This is a genomic window from Sphingomonas yabuuchiae (genome assembly GCF_014199595.1).
Lineage (GTDB): Bacteria > Pseudomonadota > Alphaproteobacteria > Sphingomonadales > Sphingomonadaceae > Sphingomonas > Sphingomonas yabuuchiae.
Genome location: NZ_JACHNX010000006.1, coordinates 76290 through 89396 on the forward strand (window position 1 = coordinate 76290; position 13107 = coordinate 89396).

13 protein-coding genes are annotated in these 13107 nt (G+C 67.0%); 8 read left to right on the forward strand and 5 right to left on the reverse strand.

The window, feature by feature from the left end; genetic code table 11:
- Position 1 precedes the first annotated feature (1 nt).
- From GGQ89_RS09415 to GGQ89_RS09435, 5 genes are read left to right on the forward strand one after another with little or no spacing between them, the layout of a single operon-like run.
- Positions 2-610 carry a chemotaxis protein CheD gene (locus GGQ89_RS09415; RefSeq protein ID WP_237243461.1) on the forward strand — a complete coding sequence of 203 codons (609 nt, stop codon included), beginning with the start codon at positions 2-4 and terminating at the stop codon, positions 608-610.
- A gap of 32 nt (positions 611-642) precedes the next feature.
- A complete protein-coding gene (locus GGQ89_RS09420) occupies positions 643-1020 on the forward strand; it encodes a response regulator (RefSeq protein WP_076717716.1) in 378 nt (125 codons plus the stop codon).
- 25 nt (positions 1021-1045) lie between these two features.
- A complete protein-coding gene (locus GGQ89_RS09425; RefSeq protein ID WP_042485432.1) occupies positions 1046-1489 on the forward strand; it encodes a chemotaxis protein CheW in 444 nt (147 codons plus the stop codon).
- A gap of 50 nt (positions 1490-1539) precedes the next feature.
- Entirely contained in the window at positions 1540-2544 is a 1005-nt protein-coding gene (locus tag GGQ89_RS09430; RefSeq protein ID WP_056435638.1) for a chemotaxis protein CheB, read from the forward strand.
- An 11-nt stretch (positions 2545-2555) separates the two neighbouring features.
- Positions 2556-2822 (forward strand): hypothetical protein, encoded by a 267-nt coding sequence (locus GGQ89_RS09435; RefSeq protein WP_236697066.1) that lies wholly within the window; start codon positions 2556-2558, stop codon positions 2820-2822.
- Between the two features lie 30 nt (positions 2823-2852).
- Here GGQ89_RS09435 and GGQ89_RS09440 read toward each other — a convergent pair whose 3' ends face one another.
- The 4 genes from GGQ89_RS09440 to GGQ89_RS09455 form a co-directional block, all read right to left on the reverse strand.
- Positions 2853-3356, reverse strand: coding sequence for a helix-turn-helix domain-containing protein (locus GGQ89_RS09440; RefSeq protein WP_156884142.1), 504 nt, complete (start codon positions 3354-3356; stop codon positions 2853-2855).
- A gap of 207 nt (positions 3357-3563) precedes the next feature.
- Entirely contained in the window at positions 3564-6401 is a 2838-nt protein-coding gene (locus tag GGQ89_RS09445; RefSeq protein ID WP_184105579.1) for a TonB-dependent receptor domain-containing protein, read from the reverse strand.
- Positions 6402-6683: 282 nt separating this feature from the next.
- Complete coding sequence (locus tag GGQ89_RS09450; RefSeq protein ID WP_056435650.1) at positions 6684-7496, reverse strand: ferredoxin--NADP reductase; 813 nt, start codon at positions 7494-7496, stop codon at positions 6684-6686.
- A gap of 85 nt (positions 7497-7581) precedes the next feature.
- Positions 7582-9849, reverse strand: a complete 2268-nt coding sequence (locus GGQ89_RS09455; protein WP_184105580.1) for a TonB-dependent siderophore receptor — start codon at positions 9847-9849, stop codon at positions 7582-7584.
- A gap of 139 nt (positions 9850-9988) precedes the next feature.
- Between GGQ89_RS09455 and GGQ89_RS09460 the strand changes: the two genes are divergently transcribed.
- From GGQ89_RS09460 to GGQ89_RS09470, 3 genes are read left to right on the forward strand one after another with little or no spacing between them, the layout of a single operon-like run.
- A complete protein-coding gene (locus GGQ89_RS09460) occupies positions 9989-10255 on the forward strand; it encodes an iron transporter (protein ID WP_184105581.1) in 267 nt (88 codons plus the stop codon).
- Positions 10252-11811: a PepSY domain-containing protein gene (locus tag GGQ89_RS09465; RefSeq protein WP_184105582.1), complete on the forward strand. Its 1560-nt coding sequence runs from the start codon at positions 10252-10254 to the stop codon at positions 11809-11811. The genes GGQ89_RS09460 and GGQ89_RS09465 overlap by 4 nt, the downstream gene beginning before the upstream one ends.
- On the forward strand, positions 11804-12178 hold the full coding sequence (locus tag GGQ89_RS09470) for a DUF3325 family protein (protein ID WP_184105583.1): 375 nt from the start codon (positions 11804-11806) through the stop codon (positions 12176-12178). The genes GGQ89_RS09465 and GGQ89_RS09470 overlap by 8 nt, the downstream gene beginning before the upstream one ends.
- Here the strand turns inward: GGQ89_RS09470 and GGQ89_RS09475 are convergent.
- Positions 12084-13019, reverse strand: coding sequence for a glutaminase (locus tag GGQ89_RS09475; protein WP_184105584.1), 936 nt, complete (start codon positions 13017-13019; stop codon positions 12084-12086). The genes GGQ89_RS09470 and GGQ89_RS09475 overlap by 95 nt on opposite strands.
- Positions 13020-13107: the final 88 nt, after the last annotated feature.

Below are 13107 nucleotides of genomic sequence, written 5' to 3' on the forward strand. Positions count from 1 at the left end.
CATGCCCCATCAGCCGCCGCCCTTCGCCCCGCCGCCCCAGCCTTCCCCGCTGACCCGGCTGGCGAACCGCGACGGGCTTCGCCGAATCAACGTCATCCAGGGCGAGACGCGAGTCAGCCAGGACAAGGACGTGGTGCTGACGACCGTGCTCGGCAGCTGCATTTCGGCGTGCCTGTACGATCCGATCGCCGGAATCGGCGGATTGAATCACTTTTTGCTCGCAGAACCGGGCGTCGCGGAAACCGATCCTAAATCCATGCAGCGCTATGGTGTGTATGCGATGGAAGTTCTGATCAACGCGATGATGGCGCTCGGCGCACAGCGGCACAGCCTGAAGGCCAGGCTGTTCGGTGGTGCGATGATGCGCGACGGCTTTCGCGACATCGGCACCGCCAATGCGCAATTCGCCCGCCGCTTCCTGGCGGACGAGCGGATCGCGCTGGTCGGTGAGGATGTCGGCGGCGTCAGCGCCCGCCGCGTCGAGTTCCGCCCGGCCCTTGGCCTGGCCCGGTGCCGCCACGTGACCGACACGGCCATGCCGCCGCCGCGCGCCGCGCGACCCGTTCCGCCACCCCCACCCGCCGCGACCGGCGATGTGGAATTCTTCTAATGTCTCTCGATCCTCACCGGAAAGGCCAGTTCGTGTCCCAACTCATCATGACCGTGGACGATTCGCCCAGCATGAGAATGCTTCTGCGCGCCGCGCTCACCGATATGGGATATCGGGTGCTCGAGGCCGAGGACGGCGTCCATGCGCTCGACACGCTGGACGCGGTGACGGCCGACACCGCGCCCGACCTGGTCATCACCGACATCAACATGCCCCGCATGGATGGTTTCGGCCTGATCGAGGCGCTGCGCCGCCAGCCCGGCCACCGCAACCTGCCCATCCTGGTGCTGACCACCGAAAGCTCGGACGAGAAGAAGGCGCGTGCGCGCGAGGCGGGCGCCACCGGCTGGATCGTCAAGCCGTTCAATCCCGAAAAGCTCGCCGCGGCCATCCGTCGCGTGCTGCACTGATCCCCTTTTCCTGAGGAACCCGACCATGTCGCGTCAGCTCATCACGTTCCAGCTCGGCGACCAGATTCTGGGCGTCGACATCATGGCCATCCGCGAGATCCGCGCCTGGTCGCCCGCGACCCCGCTGCCCAACGTCCCTGCCCATGTGCGCGGCGTGGTGAATCTGCGCGGCGTGGTCCTGCCGGTGCTCGACCTGCGCCACCGGCTGGGCTGGGGCGTGACCGATCCCAGCGCGCGCCATGTCATCATCGTGGTGCGGATCGGCGAGCAGCTTCAGGGCCTGATCGTCGATGCGGTGAACGACATCGTGACCATCCCGCCCGAGGCGATGCAGCCGCTGCCCGACATGGGCGACGCGACGGCGGCGCATTATCTGGAAGGGCTGGCCACGATCGAACAGCGGCTGATCCTGATCCTGGCGCTTGATCGCCTGACCGATAGCGTGACATTGACGGCCGAAGCCGCGTAATCGCATGTTTTTCAAGACGTAACGGCGTTTCCGTTGGAAGGTATTGAGTAATGGCGGACGTTAAGGTTCTGGTCGTGGACGACTCGCTGACGATGCGGGTCCTCATCTCGGGCGCACTTGAACGCATCAAGGGCGTGCAGGTGGTGGGGGCCGCCGACGGTGCGGCCGAAGCGCGCAAGATGGTCGACCAGTATCGCCCCGAGGTCATGACGCTGGACGTCGAGATGCCCGGCATGAGCGGCCTGGAATATCTGGCCGAGATCATGGAGGAGCGGCCGATGCCGGTCATCATGTTCTCGACCCGGACCGCTGCCGGCGCCGCGGAATCGGTCGAGGCGCTGCGCCTCGGCGCGATCGACTGTTTCCCCAAGCCCAAGGTCGCGGTGCAGGCCGAACTGGACGCGATCATCGGCAAGCTGGGCAAGCGCATCAAGTCGGCGCGCAATGCCGATCTGAAGCGCGGCAAGGCCGCCAAGAGCCGCAAGGGCCCGGTCGCGGACATCAATTGGAACGGCCGCCTGCTGGCGATCGGTGCGGATGCCGCCAATACCCAGGCGCTGTTCGACCTGTTCCAGAACTTCCCCGCCAACTGCCCGCCGACCCTGGTCGTGCAGCAGATGTCGCCGGGCCTGCTGACCCCGATGATCGAGCAACTGCGCGAGCAGATCGCCCCCAAGGTCGTCGAGGCGACCGACGGGATGAAGGTGGAACAGGGCACCATCTATTTCGCGCCGCAGGGCGATACGCATATGGTCGTCGATACCTGGCCGAACGGCACATTGCGCCTGCTGGCCCGCGAGCCGGTGGCGGGCGAGCGGCCGTCCATCTCGCTGCTCTTCGCCTCGGTCGCCAAGGCGGCGGGCGGCAACGGCCTGGGCGTGCTGCTGGCGCTGGACGACGAGGACGGCTCGGCGGGTCTGCGCGCGATGCTGGCGGGGGGCGCCTATGCCATCGGCCGCAACGGCACCGACTTCACGCTGAACAAGGGCGCAGTGTCGCAGCCGGTGGCGGGCGATGCGATCTTCGCCAACATCGTGAAACTGTGCAGCAAATGACGGAGGGGGCCATGGAACCGGCCCTTGCCCGGGCGCTGGCGGACGAACTGGTCGAACTGACCCGTTCGCTCGCCGACCTGGCCTATGAACTGGGCAGCGATCCCGACACGCTGCGCCGCCATATGGTCAGCATCCAGGCGGTCGACCGGATCACCCAGTCGCAGCTGGCGATCGCCGACATACTGCGGTCCGACGCACCGGTCGCGGCGCGGATCGACGGGGTGACGCTGGAGACGCTGGCCGACCGGCTGCGCACGCGGATGGCCAAGGCGGCCTGACACCGCCGCCCCGGCCCACGCTCTTATCCGTCAGGCGACCGGTTTGGCGGCCATCGCCGGGCGCATCGCGATCCGCTCGACCAGTGGGCGCAGACCCTCCAGCCATTGCCCGACCGAGGCGCGCGTCCCCTCGCTCAGGCTCAGCAACGCCAGCCGACGATCGGTCGGATGCGGCGTGCTGTGGAACATTCCCATCGATACCAGCATGTTGATCCAGCGGACCGCCGTGGTGCGCGGCACCCCCGACGCGCGGTAACAGGCGCTGGTTTCCACGCTGCGTCCCGCTTCTTCCTCCAGGAAGACGAATAGCAGCATGTCGAAGGCCGGATCGGCGAACAGGTCCGGGTTGAAGAATCCCCCGATCCCCTCCCGCGCGGCGCGCAGGATCGAACCGATATCAGCCGAACTGATCCGCTTTTCATGATCCTGACGGACCATCGATTCCACGGCGGCGAGTTCGTCCCGAATCCGGCGAAGGCGATCGTCGATCGCATCCCCCAGATCGTCGACCTGCCCGTGATAGCGGTCACTCATGACCTCTCCGCCCCGATCCATGTACCCCCCGCTATCGACGCCGGCCGACATCACTTCATCGGATTTATTCCGTTTCCGTAGCAGCGCCGCAATTCCTAAGGGGGCGGGATGCCAGCGAAATTAGTCTAGGTTAACCAAAATCTTGCGCTAGCGATCCCAATTTGATCCCGTTTCGGATGTGCTTTTCCCGACAAAGGGCCTGAGCTTTCAGAAGAACAGCTTGCGGATCGACAATCGGACGGTTCGGCCGAGCGGATCGAGATAGCCCGGCTGATAGCCGATCGGCACGGTACCATTGGCATCGGTCACGCGCTGCCGCTGGTTGAACAGATTGTCGAAGGACAGGCTGACCCGCGTCCCGCGCAGCCAGGGATGCGCCTTTAACAGGTCCAGCCGCTGGCCCAGATCGGCGAACAGGCGCAGGTCGACCGTTGCCAGGCTGCCGAAATCGAGCGCCTGCGGATTGGCGGGGGTGCCGCCATTGACCCGCGTCGCGCTCTGCCAATTGCCCGACAGGCGCACGCCGATGCCGTTGTTGGAATAGCCCGCCTGCGCTTCCAGCTGATGCCGCGAGGTGCCGCCGCTCGACCCGATCGCATCACCGCGCAGCAGATCGAGGACCGGGCCACCCTCTGCCACCGTCACCCGGTCGGCAAAGGTCCAGGTGTGATAGAGCGCGAACTGCACGCGCCCGCCGCCACCGCCGCGTCCGCCACCAAAGCCGCCGCCCCGGAAACCACCGCCGCCCGGGCCGCCACCGGGTCCGCCCGCGCCGGGACCACCCGGACCGCCAGGCCCATTCGCACCCGGGCTATCGGGACCGCCCTGCCCCTCGCGACGCGGACCTTCGCCGTCGCCACGACGGCCGGGAAAGTTCAGCCCGGCAAAGGGATTGGGGCCGGTACCGGCACGGAACGCCTCCAGCTCCTTCTGGATCTTCGACTTGATCGGCCTGGAGACGTTGAAGCCCCAGCGCAGCTGCGACCGCTCGGTATTCGCAAAGTTGATCGGGCGCGAATCGACGCGCAGCAGGTTGCCCGCGGCATCGCGCGTGAAACGGTCGGGGAACGCCGCCTCGATCGCGGCTGTCGGCGTCGGGAAGGACGCGATCGGATCGTCGGTGTCGATCCGGTAATAATTGGCAGTCAGGTTGATGTCGCGGTCGCGCCAGGGCTTCAGCGTCAGACCGAGCTTCATGACATGGCGATTGTCCGCGACCAGATTCGGATTGCCGCCCGTCACCGCCGTGATCGTCGCGGTCGTGCCGCGCACATAGTCGAACAGGCGGACATTGGGCGTGGTGATCGACGGGTTGCCGAGCTGCTGCGCGGTCGGGGCATCCTCCTGATCGGTCCAGGAGGCGATGACGCGCACGCCCTCCAGCGGCGACCAGTTGGCGCCATAGCCGACCGTGGTCAGCGTGCCGAAGTCCGACAGGTGATCCGCCCCGACATTCAGGTTCAGCGACAGGTCGCCGATCGCGCTCAGGATCTGGCGGTTACGATTGGCGATCGGCAGGTCCAGATTGGCCTGGCCGTTGACGATGTCGCGCGACACGTCACCCGATTGTGGAATGCCGAACCGGGTCGAGCTGCTGGAGAAATCGCTGGTCTGCCCGCCGACCTTCACGCTGGCCTGCACATCGCCCGCGGGCAGCGCGAAGACCCGGCCGTTGAGCAGCGCATCGACCTGCCCCGACGAAGAGGTCGACCGCGCGAAATTGCGCGCCGCCAGACCCAGCCCGTCGAGCGGTCCGTAAGGATTGGCGGTCGGATCGCCCGCGTTCAGCCTGGCCTGCAATCCCGCCACGTCCAGTCCGGTATCGGTGGCCACCCGGCTCTCGGCTCGGTCATAGGCACCCGTCACCGACCAGCGCCACCGGCCCAGATCGCCGTTGAACACCGTGCCCAGATGCGCGGTCAGCCCGGTATTGTTCTGGACCAGCGGGCCATAGGCATTGGTCAACCGGCTGACCGTCGCGGTCGTCCCGAACGGCGAATAGGGATTGCCCGCAGGCAGCACCAGATTGGCCGAGGGCAGACCGTTCCAGCTGTTGCTCTGCGTCGTCTGCACCTCGGCATTGAACGAGGCGGACACCTTGTCGAAGATGTTGCGCGAATAGACGATGTTGGCGTCCCATTGCCGCTGCGCCGATTGCAGCGTGCGATAGGGGGTGACGTCGGTGCCGGTCGCCGGGCTGCCCGCGAGCTGCGCCAGCGACGGCGCGGCGGTCAGCCCGCCGGGCACGCCCACCACGCTGGGGCTCGTGCCGGTCAGCGCGGCGAGGCCAGGGTCGGCGGTGACGATGTTGCCGCCCAGCGACGCATTCGAGGCGGGTGCGACGATGCCGCGCTCCGCCTCGGTCAGGCGCGAGGTTTCGGAATAATCGGTATGGATGCTCAGCCGCTTGTCGCGGCGGATCTGCAGCCAGTCGAGCTTGCCCTGCCCCGTCGCCGAGCCGCCCTCGGTCGGCACCTTGCCCACCGCCTCGGCCGCCAGCGAGCGGAAGCGCGGGCGCAGGACGAAGTTCACCACCTTCTGGTCGGCGCGATAGCCGTATTTCAGCGCGACTTCCTCGGGGAAGATATCGACGCGCTGGATCGCCTCGGTCGGGAGGTCGCGGATCTCCTGGAAGCCCGCGATACGGCGACCGTTGAGCAGGATCACCGGCGATCCGCCACGCCCGCTGGTCGTCTGCGGCGCGAGTTCGGTGAGCAGGTCGGAGACGCTCGACACGCCATAGGAGCGGATATCGGCAGGGCTGAGCTGCTGGTCGGGCGGGATGTCGCCGATCACCTTGCCCGGTTCGCGCCGCGCGGTGACGACGACGTCGGGTTCGGCCTCCTCGCCTTCCTCCTCGGCCTCGGGCTGTGCCTGGGTACGGGGCAGGCTGGCCGTCTGCGCTTGCGGTGTCGCGGTCGCGGGGACGGCGGGGGTGGAAGCCGTCGAAGGGGCCGGGGCCTGCGGGGCGGGCTCGGTCGAGACCTGCGCCTGTGCGATCGCCGGCATCGCACTCGCCAGCATCAAACCCGCCCAAAGCCGCATGTCCGTCCCTTTTCCCTTGTCCAAGGCTTGGGCGTTAGGACGCAAATGTCGCACAAATGTGCCGCCCGCGATGACAAATGTCGCTGACTGAAAAACCAGATAAAACGATGTCGACCCCGGCGAAGGCCGGGGCCCAGCTTCGGCGCAGTCCGTGGCGCGCCAAACAACGCGGGGGAGGCATTGGCGATCGACTCGCCTTTGCCTCCCCCGCCATGTTCCGCGCGCTTTCAGCCTTTCGGAAACTGGGCCCCGGCTTTCGCCGGGGAACAGAAGCGGCGGGATTTACCCAGCGAACGCCTTTTCGATCACATAGGCGCCCGGCTGCGCGTTGGAGCCTTCGGGGAAGCCCATTTCCTCGAACTTGGCGCCCAGCGACTTGATCATCTCCATGCTGCCGCACATCATGATCCGGTCGGTTTCCGGGTTGAAGCCATGCGCGCTGGGCAGCCCGGCGAACAGGCGCCCATCCTCGATCAGCGCGTCGATGCGGCCGGTCGTGTGGAACGGTTCGCGCGTGACGGTCGGGATATAGTGGAACTTCTCCTGCGCGACGTCGCCGACCAGCGGATCCTCGGCCAGCTTGCCCGCCAGCTCGTCATGGAAGGCCAGATCGCTGACCCGGCGCACCGAGTGGACGATGATGACCTCGTCGAACATGTCATAGATGTCCGGGTCTCGCGCCACCGATAGGAACGGCGCCAGGCCGGTGCCGGTCGACAGCATGAACAGCCGCTTGCCGGGCAGCAGCGCGTCGGCGACGAGCGTGCCGGTCGGCTTGCGGCCCAGATAGATGTTGTCGCCCGGCTGCACCTTTTGCAGCTTGCTGGTCAGCGGGCCGTCCTCGACCTTGATCGACAGGAAATCCAGCTTCTCGTCATAGGATGGGCTGGCGACCGAATAGGCGCGGAGCAGCGGCTTGCCGTTGTCGCCCTGCAAGCCGATCATCACGAACTCGCCCGAACGGAAACGGAAGCTGTCGGGGCGCGACACCGAGAAGGAGAAGAGATGCTCGTTCCAGTGATGGACGCTCTGAACCGTCTCGACGCTCAGCGCCGTGGTCGGGGTCAGTTCGGGCAGGGCAGTATCGGTCGACAAACCTCAAAACTCCTTTGCGCCCCTTGCCCGCCGATCGGTCGGCGGGACGGGCGGATACGTCAAATGCGAATGAATCGGGTGCGCCTTACCAAGAATAGCGCAGGCTGCCTACAAAGGTCCGCGATGCCCCGTAATAGCAGCCATTGTTGAAAAAACAGCTGGTGATGTGCCGCTTGTCGAACAGGTTGGCGACATTGGCGGTGAGGCTCAGTCCCTCCATCGCCGGGCTGACCCGGCCGAGATCGTAACCCAGCATCAGGTCGGCCAGCCAGTAATCGGGCGACTGGAAACGGCGGACGACGGTGCGGCCTGCGGCGACGGTGGTCGCAGTGCCATCCGATTCGCCGACATAGCGCACGCCCGCCCCCAGGCTCAGGCCGCCCAGCGCGCTGCCGATACCCGCCTTACCCAGATCATAGGACAGGAAGCTCGACGCGCTCCATTGCGGCACGCCCAAGGGCCGCGTGCCGGTGACGCCGCTCATCTGGTCGCCGGTGCCGACCACGGGCGTGCCCTGCCGGACATAGGGGTCGTTATAGGTGGCGGCGACGACCACGTCGAAGCCGGGGGCGACCGTGCCGCGCCCGTCCAGTTCGATCCCGCGCACCGACACCTCGCCGATCTGCACCTGCGAATTGCTGGGGATATTGCCGGTGCCCGCGCGCGGATCGGCAACCGGCACGTTGCGGCGGCGCAGGTCGAAGGCGGACAGGGTGAACAAGGCGGTCGTGCCGCGCGGCTGGTATTTCAGCCCCGCCTCATATTGGCGGCCCGTGACGGGGATGAAGTTGCTGCCGTCCCAGGTGCTGCCCGCCTGCGGCTCGAAGCTTTCCGAATAGCTGACGAAGGGCGAGAGGCCGATCTTCGTTTCATACAGCGCGCCCAGCCGGGTGGTGAACGCCGTCTGGTTCAGACGGGTGACGGCATTGGTGTTCAGATTCTGCGTCGTCTGATTGTAGGTGTCCCAACGCCCGCTGGCGATCAGTTGCAGGCCGCCGATCGCGATCTGGTCCTGCAGATAGACGCCGACCTGATCGCGCTTGGTGTAATTGTGGGTCTGATTGATCGGGAAGCTGGGCAGCGGTACGCCATAGACTGGCGCGAACAGGCTGAGATTGGGGATGTTGAACACCGGGTTCGCATTCTGCCCGGTGTAGAAGGCCTGGTAGTTCTCGCCGCGATTATGCTGCCAGTCGACGCCGCCCAATATGGTGTGCTTGACCGGGCCGGTATCGAGCTTGCCGACCAGATGATTGTCGATCGTGAAGGTCTGGAACGCTTCATCCGATCCGCCGCCGCCGCGTTGCAGGGTCGAGAGGTCGCTATTGGCGTTGGCACCCGTGCCGCGCGTGACATAGCCCGAACCATAGATCTGCCGGTAATGCAGCCCGATTGCGAGGTAACGCGCGTTGGTGGTCCAGCTCAGCCGGTCGTTCAGGTCATGGCGGAAGAGGATCGTCGCCGATTTCTGCGTCCGGTCGAACGCCTCGTAGGACGGCTCCGAGGTGTTGAAATCCACCGGCAGCACGCCGAACGGATTGGGCAGCGCCGAGCCATAGACGGGTACGCCGCTATACGACCCCGACTCGGGATCGCGCTGATAGTTGAGGATCAGCGTCACGCTGGTCGCCGTGTCGGGCGCGAAGGTCAGCATGGGGCGCGCATAATAGCGGCGATTGGCGGTGTTGCGGATGAAGCCGTCCGATTCCTCGGCGCCTGCGATCATCCGGAACAGCCAGCGGTCATTCTCATCGAGCGGCTGATTCACGTCGATGCTGGAGCGGAGCAGCGCATAATTGCCCGCCGCCAGCTCGATCCGCCCGCCTGCCCCCGCATAGGGCAGCTTGCTGGTCAGGTTGACGAGGCCGCCGGGCGTGCCCGAGCCATAGGTGACGCCCGCCGGGCCCTTCACCACATCGACCGACTCGACCAGATGGAAATCGATCTGCGGGCTGGCATAGACGCCGCCCATCAGCCGCATCCCGTCCATGAACACGCCCGGTGCAAAGCCGCGCAGGAACAACTGGTCGTAGCGGGTGGCGACATTGCCGCGCTGGTTGGGCGCGACGCCCGCGACATAGCCGAGCGCCTGGTTGATCGACAGCGCGTTGCGCCGGGTCAGTTCCTCCTGGTCGATCACGGTGATGCTCTGCGCCGTCGCGATCAGCGGCACGTCGGTCTTGGTGCCCGAGGATGCGCTCTTCTTCTCGCGCTGCCCCTCGACCACGATGTCCTCATTGCGCAGCCGCTGCGGGTCCTCGTCGGGCAGCGTCATCGCATGAGCCGGGAGCGCGCTGCCCAGCATTCCCCCGGTGGCGCACGCTGCCAGCAGCGCTCCGCGAAGTGCGCGCATAAATTTACTCCCTGCTATTGATAGTGACTCTCAAATGCTGCTAAAGCGACGCGATCGGGATGACAAGGGGAAAGCGCGGGTGGCATCGGGCCAAGCCATTGACGAACAAGGCGGAGGCCGTTGGCGGAGCGGTGTCGCCATGGCTTGGCGCTGGATCACGGCGATTCTCGGTGGTTATGCCTTTGCCGTCGCCGCCGCGATGCTGACCGCGCGCCTGCTCCCCGCGCCCGATGCGACGGCGCGGGTCGAGGCGACCGGCTGGCCGATGATCCTGTCGTTCCTGGTCTATGCCGGGATCGGCCTCTGGGCGCTGCACGAGGTCCGGCTGGGCCGGGTCAGCGCGGTGATCTGGGGCGGGGCGATCGTGATGGCGGTGACGCTCAAGCTGCTGGGCGTGCGGCCGTGAGCGCCGCGGCGGCGCGGCGCGGGCTGCGACAGACCATGGCCTGGGCGCATGGCTGGCTGGGCCTGATCGCCGGGTGGATCCTGTTCACCATGTTCCTGACCGGCACCTCGGCCTATTTCCGCCCCGAGATCACCCGCTGGATGCAGCCCGAAATCCGTGCTGAGGCCACCCCGCCGGCGCAGGCGGCGGATTCAGCGGTCCGCTACCTGTCGCGGGTCGGGCCGGACGATCTGCAATGGTATATCTACCTGCCCGACGCGCGTACGGTCGCGACGCGCATCTTCCGCATCCCCGCCAAGCCCGATCCCAAGATGCGCGGCGACGAACTGGACCTCGATCCGGTCAGCGGCGCCCCCCTGACCGCGCGCGAGACCAAGGGCGGCGAGCAATTCTATCGCTTCCATTTCCAACTCCAGCTGCCGCACCCCTGGGGTCGCTGGCTGGCGGGGCTGTGCGCGATGGCGATGCTGGGCGCGATCATCTCGGGCGTCATCACGCATAAGCGCATCTTCGCCGACTTCTTCACGCTGCGCTGGAACAAGGGGCAGCGCAGCTGGCTCGACGCGCACAATGTCTCGGCGGTGCTCGGCCTGCCCTATCATGCGATGATCACCTATACCGGGCTGATCACGCTGGTGACGATGTACATGCCCTGGCCGGTGCTGATGAACTATGCCTCGCCCGCCCAGTTCATGCAGACCGCCTATGGTACCCCGGCCGACGTGCCCGCCAGCGGCATACGGCGTCCGCTGGTCGCGATCGCGCCACTGGTGCGCGATGCCGAACAGCGGCTGGGCGGCCCCGCCACCCGCGTCATCGTCCAGAATCCCGGCGATGCGGCGGCGCGTATCACCATCGCCCAAGCCAAGCGCGGCGCGATCAATTCGCGTACCCCCATCGCCACCTATGACGGCGCGACCGGCCGGTTCCTCAGCCGCAGCGGCGATGCCGCCGTCGCGATCGACACGGCGGGCGTCATGCTGGGCCTGCACCTCGCCACCTTCGCCGGACCGGCACTGCGCTGGGCCTATTTCGTGATGGGGCTGACCGGCGCGGCGATGGTCGGCACCGGCCTGCTGCTGTGGACCGCCAAGCGACGCAAGCCGGGTACCGCGCCCTTTTTCGGCCTGAAGCTGGCCGAGCGGCTGAACATCGCGGTGATCGCCGCCTTTCCGGCGGGCATGGCCGCCTATCTCCTCGCCAACCGGCTGATCCCGGCCACGCTCGAGGGTCGCGCGGATATGGAAGTGTCGGCGATGTTCTGGACCTGGGGCCTGCTGGCACTGGCGCAGCTCGGCCTGCCCGCACGCCGTGCCTGGACCGTGCTGTTCGCCATCGCCGCCGCTTTCTGGACCGCGATTCCCGTGGTCAACGCGCTGACCACCGCGCGCTGGCTGATCCCTTCGCTGCTCGACGGCGACCAGCTGTTCGTCGCCTTCGACCTGTCCTGTCTGGCCATCGGCATCGGCTTTGCCGCCGCCGCCCGGATCAGCGCCCGCCCCGCCCCCAAAACCCCCGGCCGGTCGCGCCGGACCATGGAGCCTGCCCATGCTTGATACGATCGCCCTTTGCTTCGTCGGCTTCTGGCTGCTCGCCGCCGGGTCCTATCGCCATGCCAAGGAGGCGGGGACGCTGCATGACGCACGGCTGCGCACCGGATTGAAGCTGCTCGGTGGTGCGGTGATGCTGCTGGCGCTGTCGGGTTGCGGCACGGCGGTCACGGGCGAGCGGATCGTGCGCATGTTCGGTGCCGCCTCGATCGCGGGCGTCGCGCTCAACCTGATCCTGTCGGTGCGCGCGCAGGCGGCCTTTGCCCCCCTGCGGGCGGTCAACCGGCTTGCGGGTCGAACACGGACCAGCCCGTCCGCTGCACCAGCCGTTCGAGCGCCAGCGTACCAAGCTGTGAATTCCCGCGCGCGTTAAGGCCGGGCGACCAGACGGCGATCGAGGCACGGCCGGGCACGATCGCCAATATGCCGCCGCCCACCCCCGACTTGCCCGGCAGGCCGACGCGAAAGGCGAACTCGCCCGACCCGTCATAATGGCCGCAGCTCATCATCAGCGCATTGATGCGCCGCGCGCGCTGCGGTGACACGACCGAGCGCCCCGCCCCCGGATTGACGCCCCGCGCCATCAGGTAACGCCCCGCCAGCGCCAGCTGCCGACAGCTCATGGCCAGCGCGCAGAAGTGGAAATAGACGCCCAGCACGCGCTCGACGGGGTGATGCAGATTGCCGAAGGCGCGCATGTAATGGGCCAGCGCCTGGTTGCGGTGGCCGGTCTCCATCTCGGCTTGCGCCACGGCGGCGTCGATGACGATGTCGTCCTCCCCCGCCAGCGCACGCACGAAGCGCAGCAACTCGCCGATCGCCTCACGCGGTTCGTGATTGCCTAGGATCACATCGGCGACGACGATCGCACCCGCATTGATGAACGGATTGCGCGGGATGCCGTGCTCGGTTTCCAGCTGCACGATCGAGTTGAACGCGGTTCCCGACGGCTCGCGCCCCACCCGCCGCCACAGCTGGTCGCCGACCGCGCCCAGCGCCAGGGTCAGCGCGAAGACCTTGGAAATGCTCTGGATCGAGAAGCTCTCCTCGGCATCGCCCGCCAGATGGCACTGGCCGTCCGCCTCGACGATGGCAATGCCGAAACGCTGCGGGTCGATGTCCGACAGCGCGGGGATATAATCGGCGGGCGTGCCCCGGTCGGGGGCTTCGGCCATTTCGGCGGCGATATCGGCAACGATCGCGGACAGGTCCATGGCCCCGTGGTGCCGTGCGCGGGCCGCTTTGTCGAGCGCCGCGAACCCGTCACATACCGACGCTAGGGAGCCGTCGCTTCTTCCCCAA

Bases quoted from the DNA above. Each gene is read 5' to 3' on its own strand.
- GGQ89_RS09430 (WP_056435638.1), top strand. From the start codon at position 1,540: ATGGCGGACGTTAAGGTTCTGGTCGTGGACGACTCGCTGACGATGCGG.
- GGQ89_RS09440 (WP_156884142.1), bottom strand. From the start codon at position 3,356: ATGAGTGACCGCTATCACGGGCAGGTCGACGATCTGGGGGATGCGATC.
- GGQ89_RS09475 (WP_184105584.1), bottom strand. From the start codon at position 13,019: ATGGACCTGTCCGCGATCGTTGCCGATATCGCCGCCGAAATGGCCGAA.
- GGQ89_RS09435 (WP_236697066.1), top strand. From the start codon at position 2,556: ATGGAACCGGCCCTTGCCCGGGCGCTGGCGGACGAACTGGTCGAACTG.
- GGQ89_RS09460 (WP_184105581.1), top strand. From the start codon at position 9,989: ATGGCTTGGCGCTGGATCACGGCGATTCTCGGTGGTTATGCCTTTGCC.
- GGQ89_RS09425 (WP_042485432.1), top strand. From the start codon at position 1,046: ATGTCGCGTCAGCTCATCACGTTCCAGCTCGGCGACCAGATTCTGGGC.
- GGQ89_RS09445 (WP_184105579.1), bottom strand. From the start codon at position 6,401: ATGCGGCTTTGGGCGGGTTTGATGCTGGCGAGTGCGATGCCGGCGATC.
- GGQ89_RS09470 (WP_184105583.1), top strand. From the start codon at position 11,804: ATGCTTGATACGATCGCCCTTTGCTTCGTCGGCTTCTGGCTGCTCGCC.
- GGQ89_RS09455 (WP_184105580.1), bottom strand. From the start codon at position 9,849: ATGCGCGCACTTCGCGGAGCGCTGCTGGCAGCGTGCGCCACCGGGGGA.
- GGQ89_RS09415 (WP_237243461.1), top strand. From the start codon at position 2: ATGCCCCATCAGCCGCCGCCCTTCGCCCCGCCGCCCCAGCCTTCCCCG.